Source organism: Methylobacterium dankookense (genome assembly GCF_902141855.1).
Classification (GTDB): Bacteria; Pseudomonadota; Alphaproteobacteria; order Rhizobiales; family Beijerinckiaceae; genus Methylobacterium; species Methylobacterium dankookense.
Genome location: NZ_CABFVH010000043.1, coordinates 19,138 through 35,018, shown reverse-complemented (window position 1 = coordinate 35,018; position 15,881 = coordinate 19,138). Strand labels below are relative to the sequence as shown.

Sequence of the window (15,881 nt, the reverse complement as noted above, 5' to 3'; positions counted from 1 at the left end):
AGCGGCCCCGCCGCCCGGCCCGGGCGAAGCGATCGCACGATGCCATGATCCCGGCCATGATTCCGATCCACGTCCTCAACGGGCCGAACCTCAACCTCCTCGGCCGCCGCGAGCCCGGGATCTACGGCACCGCGACGCTGGCCGACATCGAGCGCGACCTGCGCGCCCGGGCCGAGGATCTCGGCGTCGCGCTGACCGTCCGGCAGACCAATCTCGAGGGCGAGCTGGTCGGCTTCGTGCAGGAGGCGAGCCTTGCCGGCGCGGGGGTGCTCATCAACGCCGCCGCCTACACCCACACCTCCGTGGCGCTCCGCGACGCGATCAGCGGCAGCGGTGCCCTCGCGGTCGAGGTGCACCTCTCCAACGTGCATGCCCGCGAGCCCTTCCGCCACGTCTCCCTCATCGCCCCCGTCTGCGCGGGCGTGATCTGCGGCTTCGGCCCCGACAGCTACGGCCTCGGCCTCGACGCGCTCGCGCGCCTGATGGCCCGCCGGCGCGCGCCTTGAAGCCGACCCCGCCGTGAACCTCAATTCGAAGAAGACTGCCCCGATGCCCAAGCACGATTCCATCGATCCCGACCTCGTGCGCGAGCTCGCGAACCTCGTCACCGAGACCGGCCTGTCCGAGATCGAGGTCGAGAAGGGCGACCTGCGCATCCGCGTCGCCCGCCGCCTGGAGCCCGTCAGCGTCCAGGTCGCGGCGCCGGCCCCCGTCGCCGCGGTGAGCGCCCCGGCGCCGGCGATGCCGTCGCCTGCCGCGACCCCGGCCCCCGAGCGCGCCCGGGCCCATCCCGGCGCCGTGCCCTCGCCGATGGTCGGCACCGCCTACCGGCGCCCGTCGCCCGACGCCAAGCCCTTCATCGAGGTCGGCGCCCGCGTCGAGGTCGGCGACAAGGTCCTCCTGATCGAGGCGATGAAGACCTTCAACGAGATCGTGGCGCCCCGCGCCGGCACGGTCAGCGCGATCTTCGTCGAGGACGGCCAGCCCGTCGAGTTCGGCGAGGCGCTGCTGACGATCGAGTAAGGCGGGGCCATGTTCGACAAGATCCTGATCGCCAATCGCGGCGAGATCGCGCTGCGCATCCTGCGGGCGGCGAAGGAGCTCGGCATCGCGACGGTGGCGGTCCATTCCACGGCCGATGCCGACGCCATGCATGTGCGCCTCGCCGACGAGAGCGTCTGCATCGGCCCGCCCTCGGCCCGCGAGAGCTACCTCAACATCCCCTCGATCATCGCCGCCTGCGAGATCACCGGGGCGGATGCGGTGCATCCGGGCTACGGCTTCCTCTCCGAGAACGCCCGCTTCGCCGAGGTGCTCGCCCACCACAATATCGGCTTCATCGGCCCGAAGGCGGAGCACATCCGCACCATGGGCGACAAGATCGAGGCCAAGCGCACGGCGCTCTCGCTCGGCATCCCCTGCGTGCCGGGCTCGGAGGGCGGTGTCGAGGATATCGACGAGGCCAAGCGCGTCGCTGCCGGGATCGGCTATCCCGTCCTCGTCAAGGCGGCCGCCGGCGGCGGCGGGCGCGGCATGAAGGTCGCCCGCACCGAGGCCGACCTGGAATCGGCGATCGGCCTCGCCCGCACCGAGGCCAAGGCCGCCTTCGGCGACGACGCGGTCTATCTCGAGAAGTACCTGGAGAAGCCGCGCCACATCGAGGTGCAGGTGCTGGGCGACGGTCGCGGCGGCGCCGTGCACCTCGCCGAGCGCGACTGCTCCCTGCAGCGGCGCCACCAGAAGGTCTGGGAGGAGGGCGGCTCGCCCGCCCTCAACGAGGCGATGCGGGCCGAGATCGGCGGCATCTGCGCGGGCGCGATGCAGAAGCTCGGCTATCTGGGCGCCGGCACCATCGAGTTCCTCTACGAGGACGGGCGCTTCTACTTCATCGAGATGAACACCCGCATCCAGGTCGAGCACCCGGTCACGGAGATGATCACCGGGATCGACCTCGTGAACGAGCAGATCCGCGTGGCGGCGGGCAGTGACCTCTCGGTCTCGCAAGGCGAGATCCGGGTGGAGGGCCACGCCATCGAGTGCCGCATCAACGCGGAGCACCCAGCGACCTTCCGGCCCTCGCCGGGGCAGATCACCTACTACCACCCGCCGGGGGGGCTCGGGGTCCGCGTCGACTCGGCCGCCTTCCAGGGCTACCGCATCCCGCCGAACTACGACTCGCTCATCGGCAAGCTCATCGTGCACGGGCGCACCCGCAACGAGTGCCTGATGCGCCTGCGCCGGGCTTTGGACGAGTTCGTCATCGACGGCGTCGACACCACGCTGCCGCTCTTCCGGACGCTGGTGCGCAACGCCGACGTGCAGAACGGCCTCTACGACATCCACTGGCTCGAGAACTTCCTGGAGAAGGACGGGCTCGCGGCCTGATCCGGGCGCCCCGTTCCACCTTGTGGGCGGGGCCTCCGATCCGTTACGCCTGGGGTCCCGGCAGTTTGCTGCAGTCGGCTCTGGCGTAACGGCCGGGCTCGCGGCACACTCGCCCCATGCACGACGGCGCCCGCGTGGAGATCACCCCGGAGATCCTGCTCAAGGCCTATGCCGCCGGCATCTTCCCGATGGCCGAGGACGCGACCGACCCGACCCTGTACTGGGTCGAGCCGCGCGCCCGCGGCGTGCTGCCGCTCGACGGGTTCCGGGTGTCGCGGCGGCTCGCCCGCACGGTCCGCTCCGACGTGTTCGAGGTCCGCAGCGACACCGATTTCGACGCGGTGATCTCCGGCTGCGCCGCCCCCCGCCGCGACAGCGAGCGCACCTGGATCAACGGCCGCATCCGCGAGCTCTACGGCGCCCTGTTCGATCGCGGCTACGCGCATACGGTCGAGGTCTATGCGGAGGGGCGCCTCGTCGGCGGGCTCTACGGTGTCTCCCTCGGCGCAGCCTTCTTCGGGGAGAGCATGTTCCACACGGTGCGCGACGCCTCGAAGGTCGCCCTCGTGCACCTGATGGCGCGGCTCAAGGCCAGCGGCTACCGCCTCGCCGACACGCAGTTCGTCACCGACCACCTCGCCCAGTTCGGGGCCGAGGAGCTGCCGCGCCACATCTACAAGCGGCGGCTCGCCGAGGCGCTCGCCTACGGTGCCGACTGGGATTCCTGGCCGAGCGACGGCAGCGCGAGCGGGGTGCGGGCGCTCGCGGCGCTCGAACCCGTCGAGACGTAGGCGCTCCTTACCGGAACAGGGCGTCGAAGATCGATTGCGGTTGCGGCGGGGCCGGCGCCGGCCCCTCGTTCGACGGGGAGAACTTGCGCGAGGGCTTCTGCCGCGGCTGCACCGGCACGCCGCGCGGCGCCTCCACGTCGACCTGGCCGGCGGCGTTGATCTGCTGGGCCGTCTTCGTCGCGTCGCGGCCCTTCTTCTTGTCGGGCTTGGAGGCGAGCGCCGGCACGTCCTCCTGCTCCTTGGCCTCGGCGATCACGTCGGTGCCGCCCTTACAATCGACGAGCCAGACGTCGTAGATCGGGTGCTCGATGGCGTGCAGGCCCGGGCTCGCGGCGAACATCCAGCCGGTGAAGATGCGCCGGTACTTGTTGTCGAGGGTGACCTCGTCGACCTCGAGGAAGGCCGTGGTCTTGGCGCTCTCGGTGGGCGGCCGGGTGTAGCAGACCCGCGGCGTGAGCTGCAGCGCGCCGAACTGCACCGTCTCGTCCACCGCCACCTCGAAGGAGACGATCCGGCCGGTGATCTTGTCGAGCCCGGAGAACACGGCGGTCGGGTTCTTGATCTTGTCGGCCGAGGCGGGCAGGGCGCCGAGGACGAGTACGGTCGCGGTGAGCGCGGCGCGCGACAGGCGTGCGGGGATGCGGCTCAAGGCTCAGGCCCTCCGGGCATGCGCGGAATGGACGTCGCGCGGCCCGTGTTCGATGTCTCTCAACGGACCTTCCCGGCCTCGCGGCCGCCGGAAGGGCTCCCGGTCGGGAGCGTCGTAGCGGGCACTCAAGACCCGAACGGTGGTGAATTGAGGGCGAAGGCCTATTCGCTGGGCGTCCACGGCACGTAGTCGCCCGTCGCGGCCGGCCGGGCGCCCCAGGAGAGCTGCGAGCCCTTCGGCCGGTAGGCGTCGGGCGAGCCGGTCTGGTTCTCGACATGCGGCTTCTGCCAGGCGCGGGGCTGGTAATCCTCCTCGCTCGGCGGCACGTCCCCGTTGTGGCAGAGCCAGGCGCGCCAGCCCGGGGGCACCTTCGAGGCATCGGCATAGCCGTTGTAGACGACCCAGCGCCGCTCCGGCCCGACCGAGCGGTCGATCAGCGGCCCGAGCGCCTTGTAGTACTTGTTGCCGAGATCGTCGCTGCCGACGAAGGTGCCGCTGCGCGCGGTGTACATGGCGAGCGAGACCGTCTGGCCGTTCCACCACGTGAAGATGCGCAGAAGCGTGTCCTTGAGAGCCATCGCCGTTCCCGAGCCGTCCGCCGAGCCCCGCGCGGGCGCGGGGCATCCCGCGCGGTTATGGTGAGCCCGCGCCGTCGAGTCCAGCCGAAAGGCGGCACAGGCGCGCCCGGAGTGTCGCCGAAATGTCGCTCCCGGCCGCGTTGCTCCGGAATCGGCGCGAGTCCGCTCGCGAGCCCTGTGAATCCAAAATTTTCCCGCGCGGAATCCGGGAAGCCGAAAGAGCACTTAGCGGCAGGGTTGTGGATATCCACAGGGATTTCATCTCCCCTACCACATCTAGCGGGAAACCAAGAGCCGGCACACCAGTTGTTGACGTGAAGGCGGACCCGGCGTTAATCTCCGGGTCATGGTTCGGTCGCCCCGGACGCGTTGTTTCGAGGGGCGGCCCGAGCCTTCACGTCAGAGCTGCCGGCCTGCATTCCGCCTCGCGGATGTAGCGGAGCCGGCATCCCCAAAGTTGGGACCATAACCTGCGCAGCCGCGCGGGCAGGGTCGTCGTGCCCTGTCGGGAGAGGTGTGTTTCATGCGGTTCGAGCGTCGCTACACCACGGCCGGCCAGTCCCCCTATGCGGCCATCGCATTCCGCAAGGTCCTGAGCGAGATCCGCAATCCCGACGGCTCGGTGGTGTTCCGTCTCGACGGCATCTCGGTGCCCGAGGGCTGGAGCCAGGTGGCGAGCGACGTGCTCGCCCAGAAGTATTTCCGCAAGGCCGGCGTGCCCGCGCACCTGCGCAAGATCGAGGAGAACGACGTTCCCTCCTTCCTCTGGCGCTCGGTTCCCGACGAGGCGGCGCTCGACGCGCTGCCCGAGGAGGAGCGCTTCGGCTCCGAAGCCTCCGCCACGCAGGTCTTCGACCGGCTCGCCGGTTGCTGGACCTATTGGGGCTGGAAGGGCGGCTACTTCTCCTCGGAGGAGGACGCCTCGGCCTTCATGGACGAGCTGCGCTGCATGCTGGCCCGCCAGATGGTGGCGCCCAACTCCCCGCAATGGTTCAACACCGGCCTGCACTGGGCCTACGGCATCGATGGTCCGAGCCAGGGCCATTACTACTGCGATTACCGCACCGGCGCGTTGACGAAGTCGGCCACCGCCTACGAGCATCCGCAGCCGCATGCCTGCTTCATCCAGTCGGTCCAGGACGACCTCGTCAACGAGGGCGGCATCATGGACCTCTGGGTGCGGGAGGCCCGCCTGTTCAAGTACGGCTCCGGCACCGGCTCGAACTTCTCGATGCTGCGCGCTGAGAACGAGAAGCTCGGCGGCGGCGGCAAGTCGTCGGGCCTGATGAGCTTCCTCAAGATCGGCGACCGGGCGGCGGGCGCGATCAAGTCCGGCGGCACCACGCGACGCGCCGCCAAGATGGTGATCGTCGACATCGACCATCCCGATATCGAGGCCTTCATCGACTGGAAGGTGAAGGAGGAGCAGAAGGTCGCCGCGCTGGTGACCGGCTCCAAGGTCGTCTCGAAGCACCTCGGCCTGGTGATGAAGGCCTGCACCCAGTGCGAGGCGGAAGGCGACGCCTGCTTCGACCCCGAGCGCAACCCGGCGCTGAAGCGCGAGATCCGGACCGCCCGCAAGGCCTCGGTGCCGGACGCCTACATCAAGCGCGTGGTGCAGTTCGCCCGCCAGGGCTTCACCAAGATCGAGTTCCCGATCTACGACACCGACTGGGATTCGGAGGCCTATCTCACGGTCTCGGGCCAGAACTCCAACAACTCGGTCTCGCTCACCGACGGCTTCCTGCGGGCCGTCGAGGCGGATGCCGACTGGAACCTCACCGCCCGCACCACGGGCAAGGTCTCCAAGACCCTGAAGGCGCGCGACCTGTGGGAGCGGATCGGCGAGGCGGCCTGGGCCTCGGCGGATCCGGGCCTGCACTTCAACACCACGATGAACGACTGGCACACCTGCCCGTCGGGCGGCCGGATCCGGGCCTCGAACCCGTGCTCCGAGTACATGTTCCTCGACGACACGGCCTGCAACCTCGCCTCGACGAACCTGCTCACCCTCTACGACCGTGAGACCAAGCGCTTCGACGTGGAGGCCTACGAGCACCTGAACCGCCTCTGGACGGTGGTGCTCGAGATCTCGGTGATGATGGCGCAGTTCCCCTCGAAGGAGATCGCGGAGCTGTCCTACCAGTACCGGACGCTCGGCCTCGGCTACGCCAATATCGGCGGCCTGCTGATGACCATGGGCCTGTCCTACGATTCCGATGCGGGCCGGGCGCTCGCCGGCGCGCTCACCGCGATCATGACGGGCGTCGCCTACGCCACCTCCGCCGAGATGGCGGCCGAGCTCGGCACCTTCCCGGCCTACGAGGAGAATGCCGACGCGATGCTGCGGGTGATCCGCAACCATCGCCGCGCGGCCCATGGCGGCGCGGCGGACTACGAGTTCCTGAACGTCGCCCCCGTGGCGCTCGACCATGCCAACATCCCGCAGGCCGATCTCGGCACCCATGCCAAGGCGGCCTGGGATCGGGCGCTGGCGCTCGGCGAGGAGCACGGCTACCGCAACGCGCAGGCCACCGTGATCGCGCCGACCGGCACGATCGGCCTGGTGATGGATTGCGACACCACCGGCATCGAGCCCGACTTCGCCCTGGTGAAGTTCAAGAAGCTCGCGGGCGGCGGCTACTTCAAGATCATCAACCGGGCGGTGCCGGACGCGCTGCGCGCGCTGGGCTACCGTGAATCCGAGATCGCCGAGATCGAGGCCTACGCGGTCGGCCACGGCTCGATGGGCCAGGCGCCGGCGGTGAACCCGGGCTCGCTCCGGGCCAAGGGCTTCGCGGACGACAAGATCGCGGCGATCGAGGCGGGCCTGAAGTCGGCCTTCGACATCAAGTTCGTGTTCAACCGCTGGACGCTCGGCGACGACTTCCTCACCGAGACCCTGAAGGTGCCGGCCGAGAAGCTCTCGGACCCGACCTTCGAGCTGCTACCCTTCCTCGGCTACTCGCGGAAGGAGATCGAGGCCGCCAACACCCATATCTGCGGGGCGATGACGCTGGAGGGCGCGCCCTTCCTGAAGGTCGAGCACTACCCGGTCTTCGACTGCGCCAATCCCTGCGGGCGGCTCGGCAAGCGCTACCTCTCGGTCGAGAGCCACATCCGCATGATGGCGGCGGCCCAACCCTTCATCTCGGGGGCGATCTCCAAGACCATCAACATGCCGAACGACGCGACGGTGGAGGATTGCAAGGCGGCCTACCTGCTGTCCTGGCGCCTCGCCCTCAAGGCGAACGCCCTCTATCGCGACGGCTCGAAACTGTCGCAGCCCCTCAACGCCGCCCTGATCTCGGACGACGCGGACGAGGCCGAGGAGGCTATCGAGGCCCTGATCCAGGCGCCGGCGGCGGCCAAGGCGGCGATCGCCGCCGAGAAGATCGTCGAGCGGGTGATCGAGCGCGTCGAGCGCATCCGCTCCCGCGAGAAGCTGCCGGCCCGGCGCAAGGGCTACACCCAGAAGGCGGTGGTCGGCGGCCACAAGGTCTATCTGCGCACCGGCGAGTACGATGACGGGCGCCTCGGCGAGATCTTCATCGACATGCACAAGGAGGGCGCGACCTTCCGGAGCCTGATGAACAACTTCGCCATCGCGATCTCGCTCGGCCTCCAGTACGGCGTGCCGCTGGAGGAATATGTCGAGGCCTTCACCTTCACCCGCTTCGAGCCGGCGGGCTTCGTGCAGGGCAACGACGCGATCAAGAACGCGACCTCGCTGCTCGACTACGTCTTCCGCGAGCTGGCCGTGTCCTATCTCGGCCGGGCTGACCTCGCCCATGTGAACCCGAACGAGATCGGCGGCACGGTGATCGGCGGCGGCGAGAGCGGCGACACCACCCGCGACGCCCCGAAGCCGGCCCCCGCCTCGACGGTCGTCTCGCGCGGCCTGCTGCGCGGCTCCGCCGACCGGCTCACCCTGATCCAGGGTGGCCCGGCGGGCGCCACGGTCGGCATCGGCGCAGGTTCGACCGGCCAGAGCGCGCCGGCCGGCGGCACGGTGCATACGCTCCGCGGCGCCACCGCTCTGAAGGCGGAGGCGGCCACGACGGTCGAGAGCCTGCCCTTCCAGCAGCCCGAGCCGGCCGAGCGCAGCGTCGCCGACCGGCGGGCCGAGGCGAAGATGAAGGGCTATGTCGGCGAGGCCTGCCCGGAATGTGCGAACTTCACGCTGGTCCGCAACGGCACCTGCCTCAAGTGCGACACGTGCGGCAGCACGACGGGTTGCTCCTGATTCTGCTGTAGATGTTGTGGATGTAGCATGAGGCAAAAAATGAGCACTGTGGGGGAATAGATGGTTTTCAAGCGTCCATCCTGAACGTTGTTCCGAGGGATGTTTGTCAGCTAGACGCGCAAAGTCGGTCAGCCGGGGGGGCGGAGCTCTCCGGCGGCCAACGCGAAACCCGCGGAGGACGGGGCGGAGCCGCGAACGCCCGACGCACGTCGTTATGACCTGACCGGCTGGCTTTGGACCGGGCTGATCGAGAGGATCAGCCAGGACCGAAGGCGTCGGACATGCGGCGAGGTCGGAAGACGAGCGCGGAGCAGGTGGTGCTGAGGCTGCGCCAGATCGAGGTGCAGACAGCCCAGGGCAAGAGCTTGGCGCTGGGGTGCAAGGAGGCCGGGATCTCCGAGCAAAGCTGAAGGACGCGTGGCTACGCCAGGAGATCTTCTCCTCGCTGAGGGAAGCCCAGACCGTGATCGGCCTCTGGCAGAACACAACCGCGTCCGGCCGCATTCGTCGCTCGGCTACCGGCCACCCGCGCCGGTCACCTTCCCAGATCGAGCCTTCCAGCTACCCATGGCAGCGGCCATGCCGTAGCCGCTCGCTCGGCCCGGTCCAAAATACCGGCCAGGTCGGTGCCGCCCTTGCACCATCCGTCAGACCGCTCATACGACATCCGGGTGATCCCTTCGGGATGGCGGATGTCGCCTTCGCTCAAGCGCCGCGCGGGCTTGCTGAGACCGTGTCCGGTCTGATCGACCGGACACGGTATCACTTGTCGAACAATGATTGCAGGGCCGCGCGGTCCTTGGTCGTGGGCAGCGCAATAAGGGTCAGGATCCGGGCCTTGTCTGGAGTGAGATCGCCCGCAAACACCGCCCCTGCTTTCAGCAGCGTGTTACCACCGCCCTTGAAGCCGTAGACCGGCAACGCGCGGCCGTCGTAGACCTTGGTGGCAACGATGACCGGCACACCTTTGGCAATCACTTCAGCGATGGCGTCGTGCATCTCGGCGTTCATGTTGCCCCAGCCATAGGCCTCGACCACGATGGCCTCCGCTCCGGTCTCAGCCGCATGGCGGACTTGGCTGCCATCCGCGCCCGCGTACATCGAGACAAGATCGATCCGCGGCATCCGCTCGGGCAACGGCAGGGTTTGGCGCCGTAATGACTTGCGACTGAATACCACCCGGTCCTCGTCCACGTAGCCGAGGATGCCCGCATCGCCAGAGTTGAAGGTCTCGACGTTGCTGGTGTGGGTCTTCCGGACCTCTCGCGCCGCGTTGATGCGGTGATTGAGGGTGACGGTGACCCCCATCCCCACCGAGCCGTCCGCCAGGATCTGACGCGCGGCGTTCAGGAGGTTGCGCGGCCCATCCGCGTCCCAATCGGAAGCGTTGCGCTGAGCACCCACCAGCACGACCGGTTTGTCGCTCTTCAACGTCAGATCGAGGAAGTAGGCTGTTTGGTCGAGCGTGTCGGTTCCGTGTAGGACGATGACGCCCCGAACCCCGGGATCGGCCAGAATCTCGTCGACCTTGCGCGAGAGGGCTGGCCACCGGTCCGGTCCCATATAGTCGCTGGGAACATTGCTGAACTCGGTGACCGCAACGGTGGCGATATCCTTCAGCTTCGGCACGGCTGACACGAGGTCCTCGCCCGACAGCGCCGGCACCGGGGCATGGGTTGTGGGGTCGAGCTTCATCGCGATGGTGCCGCCTGTAGCAACGACGGCGATCTTGGGAAGCTCCGCTGCCCCTGCCTGGCCGGCCAAAAGCGTTAGGCTAATAAGCCCCAGACGCGCCTGCCTCAGGATCGTTCCTGTCATCACGAGCGTTCCCTATCGCGGAGCATCGGCTTTCCGAAGCTGGTATGCGCTGCACCGGCTCCAGGCTGTCTTAGAGCGCCTCGTCCGCGACAGAGAGCAGATCCCCAGCAAGCTGGATACAAACGGCATCATATTTCTCGTTGAAGCCATGCATGCGGGCTGCAGCGTATTTCTGTGTCGAAGCTTGACGGTGGTCCTGAGCTTGGGTGAGCCGCAGGCCCGTCGCAGGATCGTCGCCCATGTCCGCGCCGCCGGGCTGGCGAACATCCGGTCGCCGCTGGCAATCGATGCGATCCGTCAGCGGCGGCCGGTGGCGCGGGCTGACGCAGTCGTGTCGCGACCAACATGATCCACATCGCACCCTGGGACGCGACCATCGGGCTCATAGCTGGCGCGGAAGCGACGCTCGCGGATTGTGGTGTGCTCTACCGTTACGGCCCTTTCCGGGAGGATGGCGTGCGCACCGCACCGAGCAACGCCGCGTTCGACGAAAGCCTGCGCGCGAGGAATGCCTCCTGGGGTGTCCGCGACATCGAGGCGGTCGCGGCAGCCGGCCGAGCGCACGATCTGCATCTGGCCGGGCGCGTCGCGATGACGGCCAGCAACCTCAGCCTGATCCTTCATCGCGGGCGCCGAGGCTTCACCGTCGACAGGGAGGTCGCGCCTTGACCGCCTCGCCCTCGACCAGCGCGGTCGTCGTCGGTGCGTCCGGCGGCATAGGCGGGGCCTTGATCCGCGCGCTCGCCGAGTCTGCGGCCCACGCGCCAATCTTCGCGCTCTCCCGCTCGGGTTCGTCAGTCCCGCAGGGCGTTCGAACCCTCCCGATCGACCTGAGCGACGAGGCGACGGTTGCAGCGGCGGCGGCCAGGGTCGGCGAAGCCGGACCGGTCGGTCTGGTCATCGTCGCCACCGGCCTTCTTCACGGGGCGGGGATCTTGCCCGAGAAGACGGTCAGGGCGCTCGACCCCACCGCGATGGCCACCGTCTTCTCGGTCAACACGATCGGCCCTGCGCTCGTCGCCAAGCATTTCGTGCCCTTGCTGGCGCGACGGGGCCGATGCGTGTTCGCGGCCTTGTCGGCGCGGGTCGGATCGATCGGCGACAACCGACTTGGCGGCTGGTACGCCTACCGCGCCTCGAAGTCGGCGCTGAACCAGATTCTGCGAACGCTCGCGATCGAGGTTGCCCGCAATCGACCGGAGGCGATCGTGGTGGGCCTGCATCCGGGCACGGTCGCCTCCGGCCTGTCGCGGCCCTTCCGGCCGGACCCGACGGCCGACGGCGTCTTCTCACCCGAGGAGAGCGCGGCGCATCTCCTGCGCGTGCTGAACGGCCTGAGCGCGGACGACACCGGCGGCGTCTTCGCCTGGGACGGCTCGCCGATCCCCGCCTGAGCGCGGTCTCGGCCCGAACGGATGCCCTGGAGCGACGCCATGCGACCGTTTGGAGCCGGGCTCGTCTACGACATGCGCCATCAGCCGACATCGGCTCGCTGCCCGGAACCGGACGTTCGGCTTCGCGCCCATCTCGGCCCTTCAGGTCGGCCCCACAGGCGGATGTTATCAGCGTTGCAGCTAAACCTTGACAAATACCCGGGTTCACGAGGCCGAACGCAACGACGGGGAGCCCGTCGTGATCGACAGGGATGCCCCTCAGGTTTTCCTGCAACTCGCCGCCCCGAATCGACAACAGGGCTTCAGGATCCAAGCGTGTCCTCAAGACAGCGGATCAGGTCGTCAGCCGAGAGCGGCTTGCGAAGCAGATCCCGGGCGCCGCCGGCAACGGCGCGCCGCCGGAGCGCGTCATCGGTTAGCGCAGTCATCATGATGATCGGGAGAGCAGGGCGTAGCTGTCGGACGCGATCCTGCAGTTCGAGGCCGCTGATCCCCGGCATGTTCACGTCGGTCAGGAGGCAGGAGACGTCGCCACCCGCATCCGAGGCCAGGAACGCTTCGCCCGAACTGAACGCGAGCGCGTCGTAGCCCAACGCCTCGAGGAAGCTGGACGTTGCGTCCAGAACCGCCTCGTCGTCGTCTACGACGGCAACCGCTTTCTTCCCGACCGACACAGATTTTCCTTCCGATGCCTCTCGGAGGCGCGTCGACACCACTTCAGTGAGCCGGCCGCCGATCCGATGATATTATACGTTGGTCTGATGCGCCCGACTGACACGCGTTCACGCGCGCCATGCATCATCGAACCGAGCCGCTGCGCAGTCTCCGGCCTCATTCATCAAGACAGAATTTAAATATTCAGCCCCTACTCGCGCAGAATTGATCGATCAGGACCGTCTCAATTCTTCGAGGCCGTACGGCCGGCAACGCGTCGGGATCCGAGATCGTTCCGCGTGGATCGGTCTCAGCAAGGTCGCACGGACGGTCGGGTCAAGCGTTCGCTGGCGCCTTCAGCAATTCCGTCTTGCGCACGAGATCAGCCACGGATCCAGCCCCCATCTTCCGCATGACGTTGCCGCGGTGGATCTTGACCGTGATCTCGCTGATGCCGAGCGCGTGGGCGATCTGCTTGTTGAGCAAGCCCTTGACGACTTGGTGCATGACCTCCGCCTCGCGCGCCGTCAGGGTTGCCGCGAGGGCTTCGAGCTCCGCGATGCCGGCGCGCGACGCGCGCCGGCCCCGGTCCCGCTCGATCGCGACGGCGATCGCGTCGAGCATGTCCTGATCGCGGAAAGGCTTGGTCAGGAAGTCGAGGGCACCCGCCTTCATGGCCTGGACACTCATGGGAATGTCGCCGTGTCCGGTCATGAAGATGATCGGCATGCGGTTGCCCAGTGCGACGAGCCTCGCCTGGAGGTCGAGGCCGCTCGAGCCCGGCAGCCGCACGTCGAGGATCAGGCAGCCGGGACGATCCGGCAGGGTCGCGGCGAGGAGATCGCCCGTCGAGCCGAAGGCGAGCGTGTCAAGTCCAACGGAGCGCAGGAGATCCTGAAGGCCCTCCCGGACGCCCTCGTCGTCCTCCACGATGACCACCAGGGGGGATGTCGTGTCAGCGATCGGCTTCGCCGCGGCGCCCCGAATGTTGCCTGCCATCGTCATCGACGAGCCCTCGCCCCTGCCAGGCTGTCCTGCAAAGCCTGTACTTACAGGTCGCATCCGCGTCCGATCAAGCGGCTGAGCTGTGCATGGCTCAACTCCTGCGTGTCGCACGGCGCGGCGGAACGTACCCAGACACGCGGATAGGCTATCGACTTGTGGTTGCGCTTTTGGCTATGAGCCGGCGCACTGTCCTCAGATGCCGGCGCGACCTCTCGGCGACAGGCGCATCCCAGCCGAAGAGGCGGGCGGCCGCCCGCTGACCGAGCCCCGCGTAGCCGCCGCCGAGCACGACGAGGGGGGCCGGCAGCGCGTCGAGCTCCAGCGCCTCGATGTTCGTGAGCGGCGCCGCCTCACGCACCGGATCGCCACGCACCGGAGAGCGCCGTGCCCGCTTGCCAGCCCCTGTGCTGGCAGGCGGGCACGGCGTTGCTTAAAGCGGTCTGCGGGGTCGGCCGGCGGCCGCGAGGGGGGGCGCATGAAGGTCGCGGTGGTGGGGGCGGGCTCGGTTGGCTGCTACTACGGTGGCTTGCTGGCATGCGCCGGCCACGCCGTCACCCTGATCGGACGCGCGTCGCACGTCGCGGCGATCCAGGCGCGGGGCCTCATCCTCGAGACCGCGGCAGGTCGCAGGACCGTGTCGCTCGACGCCACCACCGAGATCGACGGCGTGGCGGGCGCGGAGGTGGTCCTGATCTGCGTGAAGTCCGGAGACACGGAAGCTGCCGGACGCGGCCTCGTCCCGGTCCTGCCATCAGGTGCCGCGGTCCTCAGCCTGCAGAACGGCGTCGACAACGCCGACCGGCTCTGTACCGTGCTCGGTCGGGACGTGGTGCCGGTGGCGGTCTATGTGGCGACCGAGATGGCGGGACCGGGCCACGTTCGGCATCTCGGTCGCGGCGACCTCATGATCGGGGCCGGCCCCGCAAGCGCGGCGGTCGCGGCCGCGTTCCGCGCGGCAGGCATCCCGTCGACGGTCTCACCGAACGCGGTCGATGCCCTCTGGAGCAAGCTTGTGCTGAACTGCGCCTACAACGCGCTGTCGGCGGTGACGCGTCTTCCCTACGGCCGCCTGCTCGGCGTCGCGGGCGTCCCAGCGGTCATGGCCGATATTGTCGCGGAATGCGTCGCGGTCGCGGGGGCCGCGGATGTGCGGCTTCCCGACGATACGCTCGCGCGCGTGCTCGCGCTGGCCGAGACCATGCCGGGCCAGCTGTCATCGACGGCTCAGGATGTGATCCGTGGCAGGCCGAGCGAGATCGATCACCTGAACGGCTTCATCGTCCGCCGGGGTGCCGCGCTCGGCGTGCCGACGCCGGTCAACCGGATGCTGCACGCGCTGGTGAAAGCGCTGGAGTCGGGCTCGGATGCCCCTGCGTGAGACGGGCGCGGGCTGACTCTAGGTCGCTTTCCGCCGAAGTGGACACCGGTTCGGCGCAAGAGAGCGCGTCACAACAAGAGCTTGGAGCCCTTCCCGATTGCAATGCGATCGGGAAGGGCTCTAGGCCTGCCCGCGCAGCCTGCCTCAGACCGAGATCGGATCGCTGATCAGCGAGGCGTTGAAGGCGTTGATCATCGCGTGCTCGTTCGCGCCGGGATTGCCCCGCACCGGGCGCGCCGCATCGACCACGACTTCCTCGACCTCCGTGGCGAGCCCCGCCATGGTCTCGGCGATGAAGGCGTCGAGCGGCATGGCGCGGGGATCGCCGCTCTTCCCGACCAGGCCGGTATCGACCCAAGGCGGCGCGACCTCCTGGACCGTGACACTGGTCTCGCGCAGCATGAAGCGCTGCGACAGCGTGTAGGCGTGGAGCGCGGCCTTGCTCGCCGAATAGACCGCCGTGCTCGCGAGCGGCATGAAGGCGAGGACCGAGGTGTTGTTGATGATCGTCGCCCGCGGCTGCGCCTTCAGGTGCTCGATCAGGGCAGAGGTCATCCGGATCGGCCCGAGCAGGTTCGTCGTCAGGATCGACTGAACGACGGCGTCGTCCATCGCGCCCGAGGCGTCGTCGAACGGCATGATGCCGGCATTGTTGAACAGCACGTTCAGCATCGGGAACTCGGCGACGACGCCAGCCGCCACCGCCTTGATCGCCGAGGGATCGTTGATGTCGAGCTCGACCGCCTTCATCCCGGGGTTGGCCTCGGTCACCGCGTCGAGGAGCGTCCGGCGACGGCCCGCGATGATCACCTGATTGCCAAGCCTGTGAAAGGCCTCGGCGAAACCGCGGCCTATGCCGGATGTGCCGCCGGTGATGAGAATCGTATTGCCAGTCAGTTTCATCGTCTGCCTCCGCGCTGGGTCGATCATGCCGCTGGACGCGAGCCAAACTCTCGGGCTCGACGGCACGGATAGACTGCGCG

The 15,881-nt window shown here is 68.4% G+C and carries 15 protein-coding genes and 2 pseudogenes; 10 read left to right on the top strand and 7 right to left on the bottom strand.

Annotation, left to right across the window (positions count from 1 at the left end):
* The first annotated feature begins 56 nt into the window (after positions 1-56).
* The 4 genes from aroQ to aat all read left to right on the top strand — a co-directional run bounded on the left by aroQ (position 57) and on the right by aat (position 3,176).
* Complete coding sequence (aroQ, locus tag MTDSW087_RS23415) at positions 57-506, top strand: type II 3-dehydroquinate dehydratase (RefSeq protein ID WP_144767280.1); 450 nt, start codon at positions 57-59, stop codon at positions 504-506.
* 43 nt (positions 507-549) lie between these two features.
* Entirely contained in the window at positions 550-1,023 is a 474-nt protein-coding gene (accB, locus tag MTDSW087_RS23410; protein ID WP_144767279.1) for an acetyl-CoA carboxylase biotin carboxyl carrier protein, read from the top strand.
* 9 nt (positions 1,024-1,032) lie between these two features.
* Positions 1,033-2,385: an acetyl-CoA carboxylase biotin carboxylase subunit gene (accC, locus tag MTDSW087_RS23405; RefSeq protein WP_144767278.1), complete on the top strand. Its 1,353-nt coding sequence runs from the start codon at positions 1,033-1,035 to the stop codon at positions 2,383-2,385.
* Positions 2,386-2,501: 116 nt separating this feature from the next.
* The gene (aat, locus tag MTDSW087_RS23400) at positions 2,502-3,176 is read left to right on the top strand and encodes a leucyl/phenylalanyl-tRNA--protein transferase (protein WP_144767277.1); all 675 of its coding nucleotides are present in this window, start codon (positions 2,502-2,504) and stop codon (positions 3,174-3,176) included.
* Between the two features lie 7 nt (positions 3,177-3,183).
* Here the strand turns inward: aat and MTDSW087_RS23395 are convergent, their stop codons facing one another.
* Both MTDSW087_RS23395 and MTDSW087_RS23390 read right to left on the bottom strand, forming a co-directional pair.
* Complete coding sequence (locus MTDSW087_RS23395; protein ID WP_144767276.1) at positions 3,184-3,825, bottom strand: DUF2155 domain-containing protein; 642 nt, start codon at positions 3,823-3,825, stop codon at positions 3,184-3,186.
* A gap of 161 nt (positions 3,826-3,986) precedes the next feature.
* Positions 3,987-4,403 (bottom strand): NADH:ubiquinone oxidoreductase subunit NDUFA12, encoded by a 417-nt coding sequence (locus MTDSW087_RS23390; protein WP_144767275.1) that lies wholly within the window; start codon positions 4,401-4,403, stop codon positions 3,987-3,989.
* 523 nt (positions 4,404-4,926) lie between these two features.
* Between MTDSW087_RS23390 and MTDSW087_RS23385 the strand changes: the two genes are divergently transcribed.
* The 3 genes and pseudogenes from MTDSW087_RS23385 to MTDSW087_RS23380 form a co-directional block, all read left to right on the top strand.
* Entirely contained in the window at positions 4,927-8,649 is a 3,723-nt protein-coding gene (locus tag MTDSW087_RS23385) for a vitamin B12-dependent ribonucleotide reductase (protein ID WP_144767274.1), read from the top strand.
* A gap of 281 nt (positions 8,650-8,930) precedes the next feature.
* Positions 8,931-9,056, top strand: a pseudogene (locus tag MTDSW087_RS31255) (IS3 family transposase); the annotation flags it as partial.
* Positions 9,053-9,237 (top strand): annotated as a pseudogene (locus MTDSW087_RS23380) (integrase core domain-containing protein); the annotation flags it as partial. The pseudogenes MTDSW087_RS31255 and MTDSW087_RS23380, both read left to right, overlap by 4 nt.
* Positions 9,238-9,411: 174 nt before the next feature.
* Here the strand turns inward: MTDSW087_RS23380 and MTDSW087_RS23375 are convergent.
* Together MTDSW087_RS23375 and MTDSW087_RS30990 are read right to left on the bottom strand one after the other, a co-directional pair.
* On the bottom strand, positions 9,412-10,467 hold the full coding sequence (locus MTDSW087_RS23375; protein ID WP_144767273.1) for an asparaginase: 1,056 nt from the start codon (positions 10,465-10,467) through the stop codon (positions 9,412-9,414).
* Positions 10,468-10,537: 70 nt separating this feature from the next.
* The gene (locus MTDSW087_RS30990) at positions 10,538-10,708 is read right to left on the bottom strand and encodes a hypothetical protein (RefSeq protein ID WP_238179639.1); all 171 of its coding nucleotides are present in this window, start codon (positions 10,706-10,708) and stop codon (positions 10,538-10,540) included.
* A gap of 104 nt (positions 10,709-10,812) precedes the next feature.
* Between MTDSW087_RS30990 and MTDSW087_RS30985 the strand changes: the two genes are divergently transcribed.
* Together MTDSW087_RS30985 and MTDSW087_RS23365 are read left to right on the top strand one after the other, a co-directional pair.
* The gene (locus MTDSW087_RS30985) at positions 10,813-11,136 is read left to right on the top strand and encodes a DUF938 domain-containing protein (protein ID WP_238179641.1); all 324 of its coding nucleotides are present in this window, start codon (positions 10,813-10,815) and stop codon (positions 11,134-11,136) included.
* Positions 11,133-11,861, top strand: coding sequence for an SDR family NAD(P)-dependent oxidoreductase (locus tag MTDSW087_RS23365; RefSeq protein WP_144767272.1), 729 nt, complete (start codon positions 11,133-11,135; stop codon positions 11,859-11,861). The genes MTDSW087_RS30985 and MTDSW087_RS23365 overlap by 4 nt, the downstream gene beginning before the upstream one ends.
* Before the next feature lie 302 nt (positions 11,862-12,163).
* Here MTDSW087_RS23365 and MTDSW087_RS23360 read toward each other — a convergent pair whose 3' ends face one another.
* Together MTDSW087_RS23360 and MTDSW087_RS23355 are read right to left on the bottom strand one after the other, a co-directional pair.
* The gene (locus MTDSW087_RS23360) at positions 12,164-12,535 is read right to left on the bottom strand and encodes a response regulator transcription factor (protein WP_144767271.1); all 372 of its coding nucleotides are present in this window, start codon (positions 12,533-12,535) and stop codon (positions 12,164-12,166) included.
* A gap of 316 nt (positions 12,536-12,851) precedes the next feature.
* Positions 12,852-13,514, bottom strand: coding sequence for a response regulator transcription factor (locus tag MTDSW087_RS23355; protein ID WP_144767270.1), 663 nt, complete (start codon positions 13,512-13,514; stop codon positions 12,852-12,854).
* Positions 13,515-13,995: 481 nt separating this feature from the next.
* Between MTDSW087_RS23355 and MTDSW087_RS23345 the strand changes: the two genes are divergently transcribed.
* Entirely contained in the window at positions 13,996-14,898 is a 903-nt protein-coding gene (locus MTDSW087_RS23345) for a ketopantoate reductase family protein (RefSeq protein ID WP_144767268.1), read from the top strand.
* Positions 14,899-15,042: 144 nt separating this feature from the next.
* Here MTDSW087_RS23345 and MTDSW087_RS23340 read toward each other — a convergent pair whose 3' ends face one another.
* Complete coding sequence (locus tag MTDSW087_RS23340; RefSeq protein WP_144767267.1) at positions 15,043-15,801, bottom strand: SDR family oxidoreductase; 759 nt, start codon at positions 15,799-15,801, stop codon at positions 15,043-15,045.
* Between the last annotated feature and the right edge of the window lie 80 nt (positions 15,802-15,881).

What these genes read in the sequence shown, in the direction of transcription:
- accC (WP_144767278.1), top strand. Translation starts at nt 1,033, where the DNA reads ATGTTCGACAAGATCCTGATCGCCAATCGCGGCGAGATCGCGCTGCGC.
- MTDSW087_RS23375 (WP_144767273.1), bottom strand. Translation starts at nt 10,467, where the DNA reads ATGACAGGAACGATCCTGAGGCAGGCGCGTCTGGGGCTTATTAGCCTA.
- MTDSW087_RS30985 (WP_238179641.1), top strand. Translation starts at nt 10,813, where the DNA reads ATGATCCACATCGCACCCTGGGACGCGACCATCGGGCTCATAGCTGGC.
- aroQ (WP_144767280.1), top strand. Translation starts at nt 57, where the DNA reads ATGATTCCGATCCACGTCCTCAACGGGCCGAACCTCAACCTCCTCGGC.
- MTDSW087_RS23345 (WP_144767268.1), top strand. Translation starts at nt 13,996, where the DNA reads ATGAAGGTCGCGGTGGTGGGGGCGGGCTCGGTTGGCTGCTACTACGGT.
- MTDSW087_RS23340 (WP_144767267.1), bottom strand. Translation starts at nt 15,801, where the DNA reads ATGAAACTGACTGGCAATACGATTCTCATCACCGGCGGCACATCCGGC.
- MTDSW087_RS23355 (WP_144767270.1), bottom strand. Translation starts at nt 13,514, where the DNA reads ATGGCAGGCAACATTCGGGGCGCCGCGGCGAAGCCGATCGCTGACACG.
- MTDSW087_RS23390 (WP_144767275.1), bottom strand. Translation starts at nt 4,403, where the DNA reads ATGGCTCTCAAGGACACGCTTCTGCGCATCTTCACGTGGTGGAACGGC.
- aat (WP_144767277.1), top strand. Translation starts at nt 2,502, where the DNA reads ATGCACGACGGCGCCCGCGTGGAGATCACCCCGGAGATCCTGCTCAAG.
- accB (WP_144767279.1), top strand. Translation starts at nt 550, where the DNA reads ATGCCCAAGCACGATTCCATCGATCCCGACCTCGTGCGCGAGCTCGCG.
- MTDSW087_RS23385 (WP_144767274.1), top strand. Translation starts at nt 4,927, where the DNA reads ATGCGGTTCGAGCGTCGCTACACCACGGCCGGCCAGTCCCCCTATGCG.
- MTDSW087_RS30990 (WP_238179639.1), bottom strand. Translation starts at nt 10,708, where the DNA reads ATGGGCGACGATCCTGCGACGGGCCTGCGGCTCACCCAAGCTCAGGAC.